Source organism: Flavobacterium fontis (assembly GCF_900129405.1).
Lineage (GTDB): Bacteria > Bacteroidota > Bacteroidia > Flavobacteriales > Flavobacteriaceae > Flavobacterium > Flavobacterium fontis.
This window is the reverse complement of sequence record NZ_FQVQ01000003.1, coordinates 12,302-30,585: the sequence shown is the minus strand read 5'-3', so window position 1 is coordinate 30,585 and position 18,284 is coordinate 12,302. Positions and strand designations below refer to the sequence as shown.

Here is an 18,284-nt window from a genome sequence, read left to right as displayed (position 1 = left end):
CTTTTGGCGTTAAGTTTGCGCAAGCTTAACTTTAATTTAAATTGACTAAAATGAAGAAAATTAAAAATATCGTGTTTGTTTTTGCCATATTAGCAACAAACGCTCTATTTTCTCAAGGGAAATTCGAACTCCACACCGTAGCCTTTTACAATTTCGAAAACTTGTTTGACACCATTAACCAAGAGAATAATGATGAGGAATGGTTGCCAAATGGTGCTCAAAATTGGACCCATAAAAAATACCGTCAGAAATTACACAATCTTTCCAAAGTACTTTCTGAAATCGGAACAGGAGAACAACAAACCAATAGCCCTGTGCTCATTGGCGGTTGTGAAATTGAAAACCGTGGGGTTTTGGAAGATTTGGTGAAACAACCCTTGTTGGTCAATAAAGATTACGGCATCATCCATTTTGATTCGCCCGACAAACGCGGTATCGATGTGGCTTTACTGTATCAGAAAAAACATTTCAAGCCCACCAGTTACGCTAGTATTCCACTTTATATTTATCGCAGTATGGAAGGAAAAGGTGATAAAGATAAAGACAAGGAAAAAGAAGAATCCGACGATAAAGTGGAAGCCGACAAATCCTCCAATCGTGTCTATACTCGTGATCAATTGTTGGTCACAGGATTGTTGGATGGGGAAGAGGTGAGTATTATCGTCAACCACTGGCCTTCCCGTTCAGGAGGTGAAAAAAAGAGTGCACCGTTTCGTGAAGCTGCCGGTTTGTTGAACCGAAAGATCATGGATTCGCTGTTTGCGATTAATCCCAAAGCAAAAATCATTACCATGGGCGACTTGAATGACGGTACCTACAATAAAAGTGTCAAAGAAGGTATTGGCGCCAAACGCAAAAAAGAAGAGGTCAAGGAAAAAGGAATTTACAATCCATTTGAAGAAATGTTTTACAAAGGACATGCGACCTTATTCCATCGTGATGCCGGTGATATTTTTGATCAAATCATGGTTTCGGAAGCTTTTATTGATAAAGACTATAAGAAATTCCAATACTGGAAAGCTGGGATTTACAATAAACCCTATATGATTCAAAATTTTGGCCAATACAAAGGCTATCCTTTGAGGCATACGCTCACCGAAATTGGTTACAGCGACCACTTTCCGGTGTATGTTTACCTCGTTCGGGAAGTAAAATAATAGCAAAAGTCAGCAGCAGCTGACTTTTTTATTTTGTACCTTTCGTGTCCAAAATTTGTATTTTAACTTCTATCCTTATGGCAGCGGCAAAACCCTTTAATCTTCCGCAATGGATTGCAAACAACAAACATCTTTTGCAACCTCCAGTGGCCAATAAAAATCTCTATGTCGATTCAGGAGATTACATCGTTATGATTGTTGGGGGTCCGAATGCCCGCAATGATTTTCATTACAACGAAACGGAAGAACTTTTTTACCAATTGGAAGGACATATTACGGTTTACATTCAAGAAGACGGTGAAAAAAAGGCTATCGCTTTGGGCCCTGGCGACATGTTTTTACTTCCTGCGCGCACACCGCACTCCCCAGCCCGAACAGAAGGTTCTATTGGTTTGGTGATTGAACGAAAGCGCGAAAACCAAGGTTATAAAGATGGATTGCTATGGTTTTGTGGCCAATGCAATCACAAACTCCACGAAGTTTATTTTGAATTGACCGATATTGAAACCGATTTTTTACCGCATTTTAAAGCCTTTTACACCTCCGAGACCTTGCGAAAATGCACCCAATGTGGTACAGAAATGCCTGTCCATCCGAATTTTATAAAATAGCTTTTTTTTACGCGAGAATCCGTTATTTTTGACCCAACAAACAAACTAGAATTTATGGCAACTATTGCACAACAATTCGGCATGACCGAAGCCTTGGAACTCTTAGGAATTAAAGCGGTAAACGAAGGAACTTCTACAGGAAGCCAGTGGTTTTCGGGAGGTGAAGTAATCGAAAGTTACTCCCCTGTAGACGGCCAATTAATTGCTAAAGTAAAAGCTTCCACCGAAGCCGATTACGAAAAAGTAATGCAAGCGGCTACCGAAGCCTTTAAAACCTTTCGTTTGATGCCTGCCCCAAAGCGCGGCGAAATCGTGCGTCAATTTGGAGAAAAATTACGTCAATATAAAGAACCGCTTGGGAAATTGGTTTCTTATGAAATGGGAAAATCCTACCAAGAAGGTTTGGGAGAAGTACAAGAGATGATTGATATTTGTGACTTTGCCGTTGGTTTATCGCGTCAATTGCACGGATTAACGATGCACTCGGAACGTCCTTCCCACCGTATGTATGAACAATACCATCCGCTGGGCGTGGTCGGAATCATTTCGGCTTTCAACTTTCCTGTGGCGGTATGGTCGTGGAATACGGCTTTGGCGTGGATTTGTGGTGACGTTTGTGTATGGAAACCGTCTGAAAAAACACCGTTGTGCGGCGTCGCCTGTCAAAACATCATCGCCGAAGTTCTACGTGAAAACAACTTACCTGAAGGAATCTCTTGTTTAATCAATGGCGATTACAAAATTGGCCAATTGTTAAATCGCGATACTCGAGTTCCGTTGGTTTCGGCTACCGGTTCGACCCGTATGGGTAAAATTGTAGCCCAAGAAGTAGCGGCACGTTTGGGTCGTTCTTTATTGGAATTGGGTGGAAACAATGCCATTATTGTCACGCCCGACGCCGATATAAAAATGACAGTTATCGGTGCGGTTTTTGGAGCTGTAGGAACCGCGGGACAGCGTTGTACCTCAACCCGCCGTTTGATTATTCACGAAAGTATTTATGACAAAGTAAAAGACGCTATTGTGGCCGCTTACGGGCAGTTGCGTATTGGAAATCCGTTGGATCAAAACAATCACGTGGGGCCGCTCATCGACACCCATGCGGTAGAACAATACAACAAAGCCTTGGCACAAGTAGTGGCTGAAGGGGGCAAAATTTTGGTGGAAGGCGGCGTACTTACGGGCGCTGGTTATGAAAGCGGTTGTTATGTGAAACCCGCTATTGCTGAAGCGAAAAACGACTTTGCTATTGTGCAACACGAAACCTTTGCTCCGGTATTGTATTTATTAAAATATAGCGGCGATGTCACTGAAGCCATCGAAATTCAAAACGGTGTAGCCCAAGGTTTGTCATCAGCGATTATGACCAATAATTTGCGTGAGGCTGAAGCCTTCTTGTCGGCTGCGGGCTCCGATTGTGGGATTGCCAATGTAAATATCGGAACCTCGGGAGCAGAAATTGGGGGTGCTTTTGGGGGTGAAAAAGAAACCGGAGGGGGCCGCGAATCAGGATCAGATGCATGGAAAGTGTATATGCGTCGTCAAACGAATACCATCAACTATTCTACGAGTTTGCCCTTGGCACAAGGAATTAAGTTTGATTTATAATTTCTTTTTAGAGCAAAGAGAAAAGAAGAAAGAGAAAAGAAAAGCGTCCCAATTTAATAGGACGCTTTTTTTTAGTTTAATTCTAAATTACGGCTAAAATTTTGAGCCCCAAGAGAAAAATGTACTTTTGCGCCGAATTAAAAAAACAAGTTATGTCTAATTTCACTTCAATTTATACGCTAGTACGCGACTTCGCGATGGAAGACGTGTGTGATGTCGGGTTTGGACAACGTTTTGAATTGTAAATTACAATACCAAGATATTTTCAACCCGGACATATGTTCGGGTTTTTTTTGTACAACTATGAACCTAAAAACACAAAATCACGAATCCATTTTACCATTCCGTTACCGGTATCGGTGGTGCATATAGCATATCTATAGCTGATCTATTTCCCCACCCGATGCTTTTTAACCATCGGGTTTTTTTATACCTAAAAATTTAAAAACGACATAAATGACTTAAAATTTAGAAATCATGGAAACGCTTTTGGCGACTAACAAATTTTCTTTAATCACTTCAAACACCTCAACCTTTGCTTGGAAGGTACGGTACTGTGCGGCTCTTTCTCGAAATACCGAAAAAATCGGTACGTTGAGTTGGACAATAGCTGATAGTTTCCTTCGCATGCCATCAGAACAACATGAATGGAGAAAAGAAGTGTTCAAAAGTTTGCTTTTATCGTTGGAAGAAAAAAAATATTTCGCGCTTTTAAGGAATGCGGAAGCGATTCAAGTCGTGGCAAAAATTGCTTTTTTCGGAAATAAAATGGTTCGACCCATCGACGGTTTAACTCGAACCCATTGGGAGGCAGAGACGCAATTAAGTACACTTATACAACATTGTTTCGCCCAATATCCCGTTGCTAAATTTTTAGAAAGTGCTTTTTATAGCGATCATAAAGTGCATATGTTGTGGTATATCCAATTGGGTAGAGGGAAAAGTGTTCTTGAATTGAATGGATTTCCTGTTCAATTCACAGCCAAAATGGCCCATTTTTTTACACAAGCCAGTGATGAATTGGAAATCAATCAAGCCATACGATGGGCGCAAGCCAAAGGATATGGAGCATCAGATATCATGGCAGAAATCTTAGCTTGGTCTTCCTTGGCAACGCATTTTGATGGTGAAGAATTTTGGAAAACCGTTATTCAATGGTTAGCTAAAACCACTGACGCCTCATTAGACCAAGTCGATTTGGTGTTGCAGTATATCGAATTCAAAAGAAATGCTGAGGCAACATTTTATATGAATGGTCGAACCTGGAATGCATTATATCGACAAGCACAAGTGTGGCATATCGATGTGTGTAAAGCCCAGGAAGCTAAAGGACGAGCAGAATGGGAAACATCAGGAATTCAAGGTTTTTCAAAAACGTTGTATTTGGATACCCCTGTTTCGTATGTCATTTATGAGTTAGTTAACTCTGAGTCTTTATATGAAGAAGGTGCTGCGATGTATCACTGTGTTGCCGAATATGAATACGATTGTATTGAGGGTTCTGCAGCCATCTTTACTTTGCGAAAATTCAAAGGAACCGAGCAAACCATTGAGGCTACAATAGAGGTAAACCTGGAATATAAAGTTATTGTGCAAGCAAAAGCAAAATACAATGAAGACATCAGTGATGAATCGTATATTTTGCTACAAGAATGGGCAAAAAATGCGGGGTTAAGTCTTGAAATTGAATGGTACGTCGATGAAAACATCGCGCCACAACAACAAGATGTAGTTTACCATCACGTAAACAACACTTATGACACACAAGTTACGGTGCGTTTTGTTTTGATAATGCTATTTTTATTGTATCGCGCATGTTCCTAAAAAAAGAGCTGTCAATTAAGACAGCTCTTTTCAATTATTTTGTTTTCTTCACATACTGCGTCAGAATGACAATATATTGCCCTTCAACCCGACCTTCGATTTGATCGGCGTTGTCCCAAACCAACTTGATGTTGTGAACCGCAGCGCCACGTTTGGCCGTAAAATTAGCGCCTTTTACATCCAAATCCTTGATTAATACTACGGAATCTCCATCATTTAAGATATTTCCATTACAATCTTTATGAATGATTTTGCCTTCCTCATCTTCGCCTTCACCTGTGGCTTTCGCCCACTCCAAAGCGTCTTCATCGAGGTACATCATTTCGAGTAAATCGTGATTTTTCAAGCGGGCCAACATGCGCCAGGAGAGCACTTGTACGGGGAGATGTTCGTTCCACATACTGTCGCTTAAACCGCGCCAATCGTTGGGATTAGTGGTCTCAGGATGATTGATTTGGTCGATTAATTTTTGGGTCAACAAAAGACTATTTTCTAGACTTTCTGTAGCCCTTGGTGCAACGGTATAGACCTGTAAAGCTTCGGTGGCACCACTTATTTCACAAACTCCGCCACTGCGGTCGTGTAATTTTTTTTCAATTGGAGTCATTCGCTTCGGCGGAATTATAAATTAAAGGATGCACCGATATTGAACATGAACTGATTGTTATAGTATTCGTATCCTACCACATCAGAATCATATCGTGAAAAAGGAGCGCTAAACTCAGTATACAATCCGAAACCGTTGGTAAAAAAGTAACGCACGCCTAGATGTCCCCCGAAGTTACGCAAGCCCAAACTTAAGCCGGGATAAATATCTAATTTTTCGTCTATTTTGAATACGTTTCCAATATTGGCATTAAAACGTAAGCGCAAATCGGCTCGGTCTTCAAAACGGGGTTTAAAACTCAAATCGCGCTCTGCATTCAAAATATAATTGGTCATGATCCCCAACGAGATATTTTCTCCAATCCCGAAATCGGCGGTCACTGCGATACCATTACCGCCATCTTGAAAGGTAGCCCCAACCTGCCCTTTCACAACGCCTTTTCCTTTAAATGCTTGTGCTTGTAATCCGAGTGTAGCCGCTAGGGCTACGATCATAAGTAGTCGTTTCATAATTGAGCGTTTTGATGGGACAAAGATAGAAATTCCTAACTCCCACGCGGAAAATCGTCTTAATTTCTTCCTTTTTCGTTAGGATACAACTGCGGCAGGGGTTCGCTTTGCCAAAATTCTTTGCTATCGACATCAAGGATCGTTAAAGGTCCTGTGAAAGCCGCTCCCGTATCGACATTCCAAACGCCTGCTTTGTGCACAGGAACCGTTTGTCCTATTTTGGTGACGGGGGTATGGCCTATATATATTTCGGTGTAGAGTGTGAATCGCCTTGGATAAAAGAGGCTATCAGGAAAGAGCGCATCGGGCATAGCCAAGGCTGTTTCCCATAACGTACGGTCCCAATAGAGCATTCGAGGGTAGTATTCGTAGCTAATCCCGTTCATGTTGGTGAATCCCGCATGAACAAACAATCGATTGTGGTCGTCTAAATGGTAATTTTTTAGGGCTTTCAAGAAAGCAATATGGTCTTTTTTTTGCGCTTCACTCACCTTTTCATAGGCTAAAACAGTAGCCTCACCACCGTGTTTGTACCATTGACCTTCATCGATGTTTTCATTTCGTTGTTCAAGCCAATTCAACACCAATTCATCATGGTTACCCCGAATAAAAATACAGTGATGCCGGTGTTGAAGTTCGATCAAATAATCCAATACTTCGGGCGACTGACTCCAACCGTCGACATAATCGCCCAAAAAAATCAAGGTGTCATGGGCGTCCACTGATGCGCGTTCTATTACTTGATGCAAGGCGCGCAAACCGCCGTGAATGTCTCCGATAACTAATGTTCTACTCATGAGTCTTTGTTGTATTTCACTTTCCGCAACACCCGCATCGCTTCCTTGAAATTAGTATATACCTCAGACCGATGGGTTTGCTTAAATAAGGGTTTCGCTTCAATCAGTTTAGGCTTGGCCTCCTCAAATCCGTTGAGATAACACAACATCAGTGTGTACGGGAGCTGTTCCAAATCATGGTGTTCTCTTTCAGAAAGCGCCAATCCTTTTTGCATTTTATCCAACAGTGCTAATCCCGCATTGTAAATGTGATACAACATTTTACGGTTGTATTGCGGAGGTTCAAAAAGCATCGTGGTTTCAATTTTATAATACCCATTGTCAAAAAATGTCAATTTTTGGGCCTCCAATGGATAATAACTCGTTTGGTCATTCAAGCCCAACGGCACATATTCGGTAATGGTAAAAGAACTTTCGTCATAGGTGATGGTCACTACATCTTGCGCCGAATAAAAGAGTTTAATTTGCTCGTTGACCAACTCGATATCTACCCGTGACAAAAAGTGCGTATTGCGGATTTTCTTGGGCACTCCCGACCAACAAATCACAAAAAGTTCGCGAAACACCCGATACTGAGAAGGCATATCCCGATGACGGTTGTTGACAAAATCAATAACGCTGTCTAAGGTATGCGCTATGCTGTTGCGTGAATTATTTTCAATACGCAATACGGTCTCTACATTTAACTTCGTATACGGAATTTTATCTTCTGTGGGAACCGAATTACTGCCAATGCGAACAAAGGCGGCTTGGGCAGGAATAGTGTGGATTCCTTTTTTAAAATAGGAAGGTTTAGATTTGGGCCGGATGGTTACCAAACCGACCACGCGATCTTTGGGTAAATTAGGAAAAGGAACGTTCTCGTATTGAATTTTAGGTGGATTTTCTAAAAAGGCGTTGACTAAATTTTGAATATGACTGTCGTCAAAAAAATCATCGCCTACAATCTCATTGGACTCATCCTCAACCCCAACCACGATATACGAATTGTTGGAAGGATTGGAATTGGATAAGGCGCAAATGTGCTTCAAAAACTTCGCTTTCCCTTCTTTGGTATGTAAATTCAGTTGCCGCTTTTTGTCATAGAAACTGCTCTCATCATTGTGAGCAAGTAAATTCCGAACCAAAAGACGTTTGTTAATCATTAAACCAAACTACTGATTACTGAACACTGATTACTGATTACTGAACACTGATTACTGAACACTCCCTACGGCACCTTATTCCCCATACTTTCCGTCCAGATAGCAAACCAATCCAAATCGGTCAACGGTAACTCCACCGCTTTCATCAGTTGCTGAATCCGTGCAATATTGACGGTGCCCGCCACGGGAATTACCCCTGCCGGATGCTTCAGTACCCAAGCCAAAAGCAAAGTGTCTGAGCCTACGCCATAATGCTCCACCATTTGGACCAATAGTTTTTTCAACCGACGGGTTTGCTCAATGTCCTCCCGAAAAACCGTACCCAAAGGATTCCATGACATGGGCGTGATGTGATGCAATTGCATATAATCTAAACTTCCGTCCAACATAGGCTGGAAATGGGTCGCCGAAAATTGAATTTGATTGTAATGCACTTCGGTCCGTTGGCGAATTAACTCGGTTTGGGAGGGTGTAAAATTGGAAACCCCAAAATCGCGAATTTTACCCTGAGCACGAAGGATTTCAACCGCTTCGGCAATTTCATCGGGCTGCATCAAAGGACTAGGGCGATGCAACAATAATACATCTAGGTAATCGGTCTGCAGGTTTTTAAGCGAATTATCGACACTCCAAAGGATATAATCTTTTGAATAATCATAATGTTTGAGCGTATTGGGTCGCCCTTGGGTATGTTGTATCCCGCATTTGGAAATCAGTTGGATGCGATCGCGTGATAAACCACTTTGCGTAAACGCTTGGCCAAATTCAGCCTCGGTGGTATACCCTCCATAAATGTCTGCATGGTCAAAGGTGGTGATTTGATTGTCAACACAGACGCGAATTAAATGCGCCATTTCAGCCGTGTTCAATTTTTTATCCCACACGCCCCAATTCATCGTTCCTGCAATCACAGGAGAAAGCACTGTTTTTTTCATAGCTTCTTAAAAGTTTAAAAATAGTAAAATGAAATCATAATTCTAGCTTAATACTATGGAAAATAAGGAACATTTAACGCATCATTAACATCGGTTTGGGGATTAAATCTCCAATTTTGAATTGTTAAAATTTAAAGGTTATATTCGCAAAAAAATAGCATTTATGGAAGAAAATTCAACGGCTTTGGATATCCGAGCAATTAATGAAAAAATTGAGCGGGAAAGTGCCTTCATCGACTTGCTGACCCTAGAAATGAACAAAGTGATTGTAGGTCAAAAAACGATGGTCGAGCGCCTATTGATTGGTTTGTTGGGACAAGGACATATTTTATTAGAAGGGGTGCCAGGTTTGGCCAAAACCCTCGCCATCAACACCTTATCAAAAGCTGTTCAAGGGTCGTTTAGCCGAATTCAATTCACCCCCGATTTGCTCCCAGCGGATGTAGTAGGTACCATGATTTACAACATCAAGCAAAACGAATTTTCGATCAAAAAAGGACCCATATTTGCCAATTTCGTCCTCGCCGACGAGATTAACCGTGCGCCGGCCAAAGTCCAATCGGCCTTGCTTGAAGCCATGCAAGAAAAACAAGTGACGATTGGCGAAACCACGTTCCCATTAGACAAACCCTTCTTGGTCTTGGCCACACAAAACCCTATTGAACAAGAAGGTACGTACCCACTCCCCGAAGCGCAAGTCGACCGTTTTATGTTGAAAACGGTTATCGACTACCCCAAAATCGATGAAGAGCGATTGGTTATCCGTCAAAATTTAAAAGGATCGTATGAAACCGTTCGTCCCGTAGTTTCAGTGGAACAAATTCTGCGCGCTCAAGAAGCCGTTCGGGAAGTGTATATGGATGAAAAAATTGAAAAATATATCTTAGACCTCATCTTTGCCACCCGATATCCTGAAAAATACGGCTTAGAAAGTCTTAAACCTCTCATTAGTTTTGGAGCCTCCCCTCGGGGAAGTATTAATTTGGCTACAGCAGCCAAATGTTATGCGTTTATCAAACGTCGGGGGTATGTCATCCCTGAAGATGTGCGCTCGGTTGTACATGATGTCCTTCGTCACCGCGTGGGCGTAACCTATGAAGCCGAAGCCGAAAACATCACTTCGGTCGATATCGTCAACAAAATTGTCAATCAAATCGAAGTGCCATAAATCAGTTGACCGTTTGCAGTGATAGTTTACAGTTTAGTAATTATTAACGATTGACTTACGGCTTCATTGACTTACGACTCCAAATCCATGGATACCAAAGAAATTTTAAAAAAGGTTCGAAAAATCGAAATCAAAACCCGTCGTCTAAGCGACCATGTGTTCTCGGGAGAATACCACACGTCGTTTAAAGGACGCGGTATGACCTTTTCAGAAGTCCGTCAATATCAATTTGGCGATGATGTTCGGGCTATTGATTGGAATGTAACCGCACGTTACAACGAACCCTATGTCAAAGTTTTTGAAGAGGAACGGGAATTGACGATGATGCTTATGGTGGATGTTTCGGGTTCGGAAAACTTTGGAAGTCAACAGTATTTAAAACGTGAAATCATCACTGAAATTGCCGCAACGTTGGCCTTTTCTGCTACACAAAACAACGATAAAATTGGGTTGATTTTGTTTACCGATCAAATCGAATTGTATATCCCACCCAAAAAAGGGAAATCACACGTTTTACGGATTATTCGCGAACTCATCGAATTTACACCCCAAAGCAAGCGCACGCATTTGGGACAAGCCTTGCAATTTTTGTCGGCTACCCAAAAGAAAAAAGCAATTGTCTTTGTGATTTCCGACTTCCTGTGTCCCGATGATTATGAAAAACCGTTGAAAATTGCCAGTAAAAAGCACGATGTAACGGGTTTTCGAATTTATGATCCGCGGGAAGCCGAACTCCCCAACCTAGGTATTGTAGAAACCCTCGATGCCGAAACAGGGCAAATCGCCATCATCGATACCGGTACAGCGATTGTTCGGCAACGCTATGCCGCTTTATATCGCGAAAAAGTAGCGCGCTTTAAAGAGTTGTTTTCCCGTTGTGGCGCGGGTACCGTTCAATCCCGTGTGGATGAAAGCTATGTAACCCGATTATTAAGTTATTTTAAAGCCCGAGCGTAATGAAAAAGTGGATTGTTGGATGCCTTTTGACCCTTGGGTTGTTGGAACCGGTTTGTGCGCAACGCGTGGAAGCTTCCATGGACTCGGTGCGCAAAAAAATTGGATCGGAATTTCTGCTTACGCTTCGAACGCAAGTAGCTCCCAATACCCGGGTACAATTTCCGAAAGGACAACAATTTGGCCCCTTGGAAGTTTTGGAATCCTACCCTATTGATACCGTTAAAAAATCCGATCGCTGGGAATTTGTCAAAAAATATGGGCTAACCCAATTTGACTCCGGGCAATATATCCTTCCCAAACTAGCGGTGAGAATTGCAAAAAAAGACGTGTATACCCAACCCATTACCGTTGAAGTAATGCCTGTTCAGGTGGACACGTTGAAACAAAAAATGTACGATATCAAAACCATAGAAGCAGCGCCTTCACCCAACAATGGGCTGGGGTGGTGGATTGTTTTGGGAATAGTAGGTGCGCTTGTGGTCGTTTTTATCCTGTATCGAATTCTAAAAAATCGTAAAACAACAACGCCAACAGCTACCCCTGAACCTCTTGTAAAACCCATCGAAAAAGCGACGCAGAAACTCATGGCTTTGGATGCTGCGCAATGGGTTTCAAAAGGAGACGTGAAGCATTTTTACTCCGAACTTACCGAAATCGTTCGAACCTATCTCGAGGAAGAAATCGAAATTCCGGCTATGGAACGCACAACATCTGAGCTCATTGCTATCCTAGAACTCGTGAGTCAAAATAAGAATTTACGTCTTTCGCCCGAAACTATTGCTACGCTAGAACAGGTGCTGCGCCAAGCAGATTTAGTAAAATTTGCCAAAGTTCGTCCCGACATTCAAGCGATTGAATCGGATAAAAATCGCATTGCAAGTACAATAATTACCATCAATAAGGCAATTCCCGAAATTGAAGAAGTAACCGATGAACTTGAAGCTTGGAATGCCCAACAACGCGAATTGGCACGTCAAAAACAAGAAGCGAAAGCCCGTAAACAAAAACAACTCCGTATCGCTATCGCTAGCGTTGCCACCGTTGGGATTCTCATTGGGGGGTCGATCGTTTATTTTGGAATGGATACGATAAAAGATGCCATTTTGGGCAATCCCACGAAAGAAATGTATGAAGGCGAATGGATTACAAGTGCCTATGGAGACCCCAATGTGGAACTCGAAACGCCTAAAGTACTTACCCGCGTAGACTCAGAAAAATGGGCGAAAAACACCTATGCCGTCGTCAAGGAAATGCGCACCTTCACGCAAGGATCGTTACAAGAACCCTTGTTTGTCTTGGTGGGAACAAATTATTACAAACAAGAGAAAAATCCGTATTACAACCAGGAAACGACGCAAATTGACTACGACAAAGTGTTGGAAGGAATCACCAAAAGTTGGGAAAATCAAGGAGCGCGCAACATTTTGTATAAAAATGACGGAACGTTTGAAATTGCAGAAGGCGTAAAAGGCATTCGCGCCTATGGTACCATGACAGTAGAAAGTGAAGAGGGCGAACAACATCGACGCTATTATGAAATTTTGCTGTTTAACCAAAATGGCGGATTGCAACAAGTGGCCGTAAGTTACTGTGAAGACGATCCGTTTGGGAAGAAAATTTTAGAACGCATTCAAGGTTCTATCAAATTACAATTATTTAATTTCAATGGATAAGGTGAGCTTTTTACATCCTGAGTTTTTGTTGCTCTTGGCGTTATTGCCGATCGCAGGAGTATGGCTTTACCGTTCGCGAAAACAACAATCGGTAACGTTGACCTTACCCGCTGTTGCAGGTTTGGAAAGCTTGGTCAATTGGAAAGTCTTACTCAAACCCTACCTCATCGTGTTTCGATTGGTCGCTTTAGCCTTGATCATTATTGGATTGGCACGTCCTAGAACTGTTGATGTGAGTAACCAAACCAAAACGACACGGGGTATTGATATCGTTATGGCGGTGGATTTATCGAGTAGTATGTTGGCCAAAGACTTGGAACCCAATCGTATGGAGGCCTTAAAAAAAGTAGCCGACCGATTTGTGGATGACCGTCCCAACGATCGCATTGGCATTGTAGTCTATGCGGGGGAAGCCTATACAAAAGTGCCCGTAACCACCGACAAATCGATTGTAAAACAGATGTTGCAGGAGCTAAACTACGACCCAACGGTTGATGATGGAACCGGAATTGGTATGGGACTCGCCACTGCGGTCAACCGATTGAAGGAAAGTAAAGCCAAGAGTCGGGTGATCATTCTCTTGACGGATGGTATCAATAATGCCGGGTTTATCGAACCCGAAACTGCGGCCGATTTGGCTAAAGAGTACGGAATCAAAGTTTATACCATCGGATTAGGATCCAACGGCATGGCACCCTTCCCCGTGGGCTATACCCCTGATGGAACTTTGGTCTATCGGAATATGAAGGTGGAAATTGATGAAAAACTGATGAAATCCATCGCCAAAAAAACAGGTGGAAAGTATTTCCGAGCTACCAGCAATAGCCGTTTGGAAGCCATTTATGATGAAATCAATCAGATGGAAACTACCGAAATTGAAGAATTGCGGTATTATGATTATGAGGAACAATTTCGCCCCTTCGCACTCCTTGCTTTAATGCTCTTAGTGTTGGAGGTTGGTCTGCGTCAAACGCTTTATCGCTCGTTTATATAGGTTATGTACGAATTAGAAAAGAAACTATATTTCTATGCTTTGGTGCTCGTTCCAGCGTTTCTGGGACTTTGGGTATACAATCGGTATTGGAGACGGCGAAAGCAACAAGAATTTGGCCAACCCGACAAAATTAGTTATTTGAGTCCAGACCGCTCCACTTTCAAGCCCGCTTTGAAGTTTGGATTGAGCTTGTTAGGTATTGTTTTGCTTATCATTGCTTTGGTCAATCCGAAGATTGGAACGACGACCGAAAAAGTGAAAACGCGTGGTGTCGATTTGGTCTTTGCAATTGACGTTTCCAAAAGTATGCTCGCCAATGATGTCGCGCCCAACCGTTTGGAAAAAAGTAAACAAATTGTTTCTCAACTAATCAATCGCTTGTCGGGTGACCGTATTGGACTTATTGCCTACTCGGGAAGTGCGTTTCCTGTACTGCCAATGACTTCTGATTATGGGGTGGCCAAAATGTTTCTGCAAAGTATGAGTCCCGAGATGATTTCGGCACAGGGAACTTCTATCGACTTGGCCATTCAACTCGCAGCGGCAAGGTATTTTAACGAAAAAGACAAAACCAGTAAAATTCTGGTTATCCTCTCTGATGGGGAAGACCACAGCAATAATGCAGTCGCGGCAGCCGAAATCGCCAAAGAGGTAAAAATGCGCATCGTTACCGTAGGCATTGGCACCGAAGAAGGGGGGCCGATTAAATTAATGGAAAATGGAAGTGTACAATACCTTCGCGATTCCAATAATGAAGTAGTACGCACAAAACGAAATTCAAAAATTTTGGAAGAGGTCGCCCAAATTGGAAACGGAGGCTACGTTGATGGGAATACCACCAAAACAGCGGTTGATTTTGTGAAAAAGCAACTCGACAATTCTGAGAAAACCGAATTTGGAGAATCATTACTTGCCGATTATCAATCGCAATTTCAATGGTTTTTGGGATTTGCGTTTGTTGCCTTATTTTTGGATCTTCTCATTCGGGAGCGTCGAACGGCCTGGTTGCGTAAATTAAATTTATTTAATGAAAAAAATGAAACGAAATAACGGCTTTTGGTGTGGCATTTTGGTGTGGGTGACCTTTGTCTCGTGGGGACAGGAGGCCGATACGCAATTGCCCAAAGGAAATGCTGCTTTTTCGGAAAAAAAATACGCCGAAGCAGAAGCGCTTTACCGTGAATCGGCTGCGAAACAACCCAATAAAGCAGCAGCGTCATATAATTTAGGCACTTCGATTTATAAACAAAACCAAGGCGGTGAAGCAAAATTCAAGTTTTTACAAGCCGCTGAGAAAGCCAAAACTAAAGCTGAAAAACACAAAGCATTCCATAATTTGGGCAATGCTTTGATGCTGGAGAAAAAATACGATTTGGCCGAACGCGCTTATAAAGACGCCTTACGCAACAATCCACGGGATGAAGAAACGCGCTACAACTATGCGTTGGCAAAAAAAATGAACAAAGAGAATCCACCGCCGGAAGATGGTGGGAAAAAGAAGGACGACAAGAGCAAACAGAAAGAAAAAAACCAACGTCCCGACGATTCCAAAGGAAATCAAAAAAATAAAAGTCAAGAAGATAAACCCGAAAACAAAAGCGGGCAAAATCAAGAACCCGACCCGCAACCGCGTCCTTCGGGGAATAACAAACAACGCATTGACAACTTATTGGACGCTGTCAATAATGAAGAGAAAAAAGTCCAATTAAAGCGCAAAGAGAAAAGTGCCCAAACGGCTCCCGGAAAACCCGAGAAAGATTGGTAATCTTTTGTCATTGAACGATGAAACGAATTGTAACCTTATTACTAGTATGGATTTCCCTTACGGTATCGGCCCAAGTTAAATTTGAAGCCGAAGTGAGTAAGGCCACTGTGTCCGTTAACGAACGGTTTCGTGTTGAGTTTACAATGAATGTTGATGGCGATAACTTTGAAGCGCCCGACTTTGAAGAAAGTGGCTTTTCGGTATTCTCGGGGCCCTCGCAGAGCATTCGTGAGATATGGAATAACGGAAAAGGCATGTTTCATAAAACCTACACCTTTTTTTTAATTGCAGAAAAGAAAGGTACCTTCACGATTAAGCCTGCCGCAATTGAGTTCAACAACCGTATTTACCGCAGTAATCCCGTCAAAATTACCGTAACACCTGCCGTTGACCCTTCCAACGACCCAAGTACGGCAACTGTAGCTCGAAATTCGACGATGTATTTGGTGACCGAAGTGTCCAACAGCAACCCGTATGTCAACGAACCTATCACGGTGGTGCAAAAGTTGTATTTTAGTTATAACACCGATATTAATGATGCCCGAGATATCCAAAAACCGCGCTTTAATGATTTTTGGAGTCAAGAAATAGAGACTGATAATTTTGAACCCGAACAAACGGTTTACAAAGGGAAACGCTGTCTTTCGGTGGTGCTGAAAAAAGCCGTTTTGTATCCGCAGAAATCGGGGAGTCTTGAAATCGACCCCTACATTTTGGAGGTGGATTGCCGGGTTCCCACGGGACGCATAACGATTTTTGGCGAAATCATCACGATGGATGATAGCCGTCGATTGACCTCCTCGGGGAAAACGATTGTTGTAAAAGCATTGCCGGAAACCAATAAGCCTGAGAAGTTTAGTGGCGCTGTAGGTGACTTTAGCTTTAGCGTTGTTCCTTCCAAAACGACCTTAAAATTTGGGGAATCCCTCGATTTAACGTTGAAAGTTTCAGGTGAAGGAAACCTGAAGCTATTTCAAATTCCGCGTTTAGAATTGCCCGAAAATTGGGAAGTTTACGACCCTGAACATGTGGAGAACGTAACAACACCGCTATCGGGAATGACGGGTTCGATTGCTGACCGCTACACTGTAGTACCCCAAGCCAAAGGAACGTATGTGTTAAAAGATCTTCGATTTAGCTATTTCGATTTGCGCAGTAGACAATACCGCACGCTCACGAGTCCCCCGCTGACCATTACGGTAACCGACGGTCCTGGATTACCCGCAGGGGGCTATGCAAGTAACGCACGTCAAAAAAGCGATCGCGATGCCTTTGTAACAACGCCAAAAATGGGCCCTCTCGTTTCGGCAGGTCGTCACGATTTCTTGGGTTCACCGCTGTTTTTCAGTTTGTTGCTATTGCCTTTTATGGCAATTCCTTTGTTGGTTTTGGTTCGCCGACGAAAAGCCGCCGCAGATGCGGATACGGTAGGCAAATCAATCCGAATGAAAAAAGCGTTGGTAAAACGTTATCTTTCCGAGGCGGGGACCTACTTACAATCGAAAGGACCATTTTATGATGCATTGGAGCGGGCGTTACACAACTTTTTGAAGGCCAAATTATTGTTGGAAACCACTGAAATGCAAAAAGAAACCATACGGGAATTGTTGCTTCAACGAAATGCTGCATCAACTACGGTAACTGAATTTATTCAACTCCTAGAAAGTTGTGAAATGGCGCGCTTTGCACCTTCATCGGCGACGGCAATACAAAACGATTACGACACCGCGATACGATTGATAACCGAACTTGAAAAACAATTGTCATGAAGTTAAACCTTGCATTTTTGGGGCTGCTTTTGAGTTGCTTTGTGGGTCGAGCGCAAGCTGAATTTGACGCGGGCAATGCGGCTTACAGCAAAGGAAAGTATGCTGAGGCGATTTTGTATTATGAAAAAGAATTGGCGGCCGGAAAAACAAGTGCGGCCATACATTTTAATTTAGGCAACAGTTATTACCAACGCAAGCAAATTGCTCCTGCGATCTATCATTTGGAAAAAGCGCGATTGTTGGATCCGACTGATAAAGCGATTGAAATCAATCTGGGCTATGCACAAGAACGCTGTAAAGACACGCTGCCACAATTCCCGCAAGTGGGTTTTGAAAAAATGCTACACCAAGCCACTACGGTACTGTCGTATGATCAATGGGGAAGGGTAGCCATTGGTTGGGCGTTGGTGGTTTTTGGTTGTTTTGCGGGCTATTATGTTTCGCGTTCGCCTGTTCAAAAACGACGTTTTTTTACGGGCATGTCGCTCTCGCTATTGTTGCTTTTCGGAAGTCTTTTTGCCGGTTTTTTTCAAAAAGATGAAGTGTATTCCGACCGCAGTGCTATTGTATTTCAAGACCATACAGCGGTTTGGAGCGAACCCCGGATGGGCAGTGAACCAAAAGTAAAATTACGTGAAGGAGCCAAGGTTTGGGTACTTTCCAAAACGGCACAATGGGCGAATGTTCGGCTTTCGGATGCGAGCACGGGATGGATACAACGCACAATGATTCGCGAATTGAACCCCTAATAGCGGGTAATGTTGT

General features: G+C 42.6%; 17 protein-coding genes. 12 read left to right on the top strand and 5 right to left on the bottom strand.

Going from position 1 to position 18,284, the window contains the following annotated elements:
* Positions 1-50: 50 nt before the first annotated feature.
* The 4 genes from BUC17_RS03620 (at position 51) to BUC17_RS03605 (ending at position 5,200) form a co-directional block, all read left to right on the top strand.
* Complete coding sequence (locus BUC17_RS03620) at positions 51-1,157, top strand: endonuclease/exonuclease/phosphatase family protein (protein ID WP_073361721.1); 1,107 nt, start codon at positions 51-53, stop codon at positions 1,155-1,157.
* A gap of 77 nt (positions 1,158-1,234) precedes the next feature.
* Positions 1,235-1,768, top strand: a complete 534-nt coding sequence (locus BUC17_RS03615) for a 3-hydroxyanthranilate 3,4-dioxygenase (protein ID WP_073361719.1) — start codon at positions 1,235-1,237, stop codon at positions 1,766-1,768.
* A 54-nt stretch (positions 1,769-1,822) separates the two neighbouring features.
* Positions 1,823-3,376 carry an L-piperidine-6-carboxylate dehydrogenase gene (amaB, locus tag BUC17_RS03610; RefSeq protein ID WP_073361717.1) on the top strand — a complete coding sequence of 518 codons (1,554 nt, stop codon included), beginning with the start codon at positions 1,823-1,825 and terminating at the stop codon, positions 3,374-3,376.
* 477 nt (positions 3,377-3,853) lie between these two features.
* Positions 3,854-5,200, top strand: a complete 1,347-nt coding sequence (locus BUC17_RS03605; RefSeq protein WP_073361715.1) for a PcfJ domain-containing protein — start codon at positions 3,854-3,856, stop codon at positions 5,198-5,200.
* 34 nt (positions 5,201-5,234) lie between these two features.
* Here BUC17_RS03605 and BUC17_RS03600 read toward each other — a convergent pair whose 3' ends face one another.
* From BUC17_RS03600 to BUC17_RS03580, 5 genes are all read right to left on the bottom strand, one after another.
* Entirely contained in the window at positions 5,235-5,807 is a 573-nt protein-coding gene (locus BUC17_RS03600; protein ID WP_073361712.1) for a PhnA domain-containing protein, read from the bottom strand.
* A 14-nt stretch (positions 5,808-5,821) separates the two neighbouring features.
* The gene (locus BUC17_RS03595; RefSeq protein WP_073361710.1) at positions 5,822-6,316 is read right to left on the bottom strand and encodes a DUF6646 family protein; all 495 of its coding nucleotides are present in this window, start codon (positions 6,314-6,316) and stop codon (positions 5,822-5,824) included.
* A 59-nt stretch (positions 6,317-6,375) separates the two neighbouring features.
* The gene (locus BUC17_RS03590) at positions 6,376-7,113 is read right to left on the bottom strand and encodes a metallophosphoesterase family protein (protein ID WP_073361708.1); all 738 of its coding nucleotides are present in this window, start codon (positions 7,111-7,113) and stop codon (positions 6,376-6,378) included.
* A complete protein-coding gene (locus BUC17_RS03585) occupies positions 7,110-8,258 on the bottom strand; it encodes an ATP-binding protein (protein ID WP_073361706.1) in 1,149 nt (382 codons plus the stop codon). Before BUC17_RS03585 ends, BUC17_RS03590 begins: the two co-directional genes overlap by 4 nt.
* Before the next feature lie 65 nt (positions 8,259-8,323).
* The gene (locus BUC17_RS03580) at positions 8,324-9,193 is read right to left on the bottom strand and encodes an aldo/keto reductase (RefSeq protein WP_073361704.1); all 870 of its coding nucleotides are present in this window, start codon (positions 9,191-9,193) and stop codon (positions 8,324-8,326) included.
* A gap of 163 nt (positions 9,194-9,356) precedes the next feature.
* Between BUC17_RS03580 and BUC17_RS03575 the strand changes: the two genes are divergently transcribed.
* The 8 genes from BUC17_RS03575 to BUC17_RS03540 all read left to right on the top strand — a co-directional run bounded on the left by BUC17_RS03575 (position 9,357) and on the right by BUC17_RS03540 (position 18,268).
* On the top strand, positions 9,357-10,361 hold the full coding sequence (locus BUC17_RS03575; RefSeq protein ID WP_073362049.1) for an AAA family ATPase: 1,005 nt from the start codon (positions 9,357-9,359) through the stop codon (positions 10,359-10,361).
* An 87-nt stretch (positions 10,362-10,448) separates the two neighbouring features.
* Positions 10,449-11,318 carry a DUF58 domain-containing protein gene (locus tag BUC17_RS03570; RefSeq protein WP_073361702.1) on the top strand — a complete coding sequence of 290 codons (870 nt, stop codon included), beginning with the start codon at positions 10,449-10,451 and terminating at the stop codon, positions 11,316-11,318.
* Positions 11,318-12,991, top strand: coding sequence for a hypothetical protein (locus tag BUC17_RS03565; RefSeq protein WP_073361700.1), 1,674 nt, complete (start codon positions 11,318-11,320; stop codon positions 12,989-12,991). The genes BUC17_RS03570 and BUC17_RS03565 overlap by 1 nt, the downstream gene beginning before the upstream one ends.
* Entirely contained in the window at positions 12,984-13,985 is a 1,002-nt protein-coding gene (locus BUC17_RS03560) for a vWA domain-containing protein (RefSeq protein WP_073361699.1), read from the top strand. Before BUC17_RS03565 ends, BUC17_RS03560 begins: the two co-directional genes overlap by 8 nt.
* 3 nt (positions 13,986-13,988) lie before the next feature.
* The gene (locus tag BUC17_RS03555; protein WP_073361697.1) at positions 13,989-15,035 is read left to right on the top strand and encodes a vWA domain-containing protein; all 1,047 of its coding nucleotides are present in this window, start codon (positions 13,989-13,991) and stop codon (positions 15,033-15,035) included.
* Positions 15,022-15,750, top strand: a complete 729-nt coding sequence (locus BUC17_RS03550) for a tetratricopeptide repeat protein (protein ID WP_083544732.1) — start codon at positions 15,022-15,024, stop codon at positions 15,748-15,750. The genes BUC17_RS03555 and BUC17_RS03550 overlap by 14 nt, the downstream gene beginning before the upstream one ends.
* 17 nt (positions 15,751-15,767) lie before the next feature.
* Complete coding sequence (locus BUC17_RS03545) at positions 15,768-17,519, top strand: BatD family protein (RefSeq protein WP_073361693.1); 1,752 nt, start codon at positions 15,768-15,770, stop codon at positions 17,517-17,519.
* Positions 17,516-18,268, top strand: coding sequence for a tetratricopeptide repeat protein (locus BUC17_RS03540; RefSeq protein ID WP_073361691.1), 753 nt, complete (start codon positions 17,516-17,518; stop codon positions 18,266-18,268). Before BUC17_RS03545 ends, BUC17_RS03540 begins: the two co-directional genes overlap by 4 nt.
* Positions 18,269-18,284 lie beyond the last annotated feature (16 nt).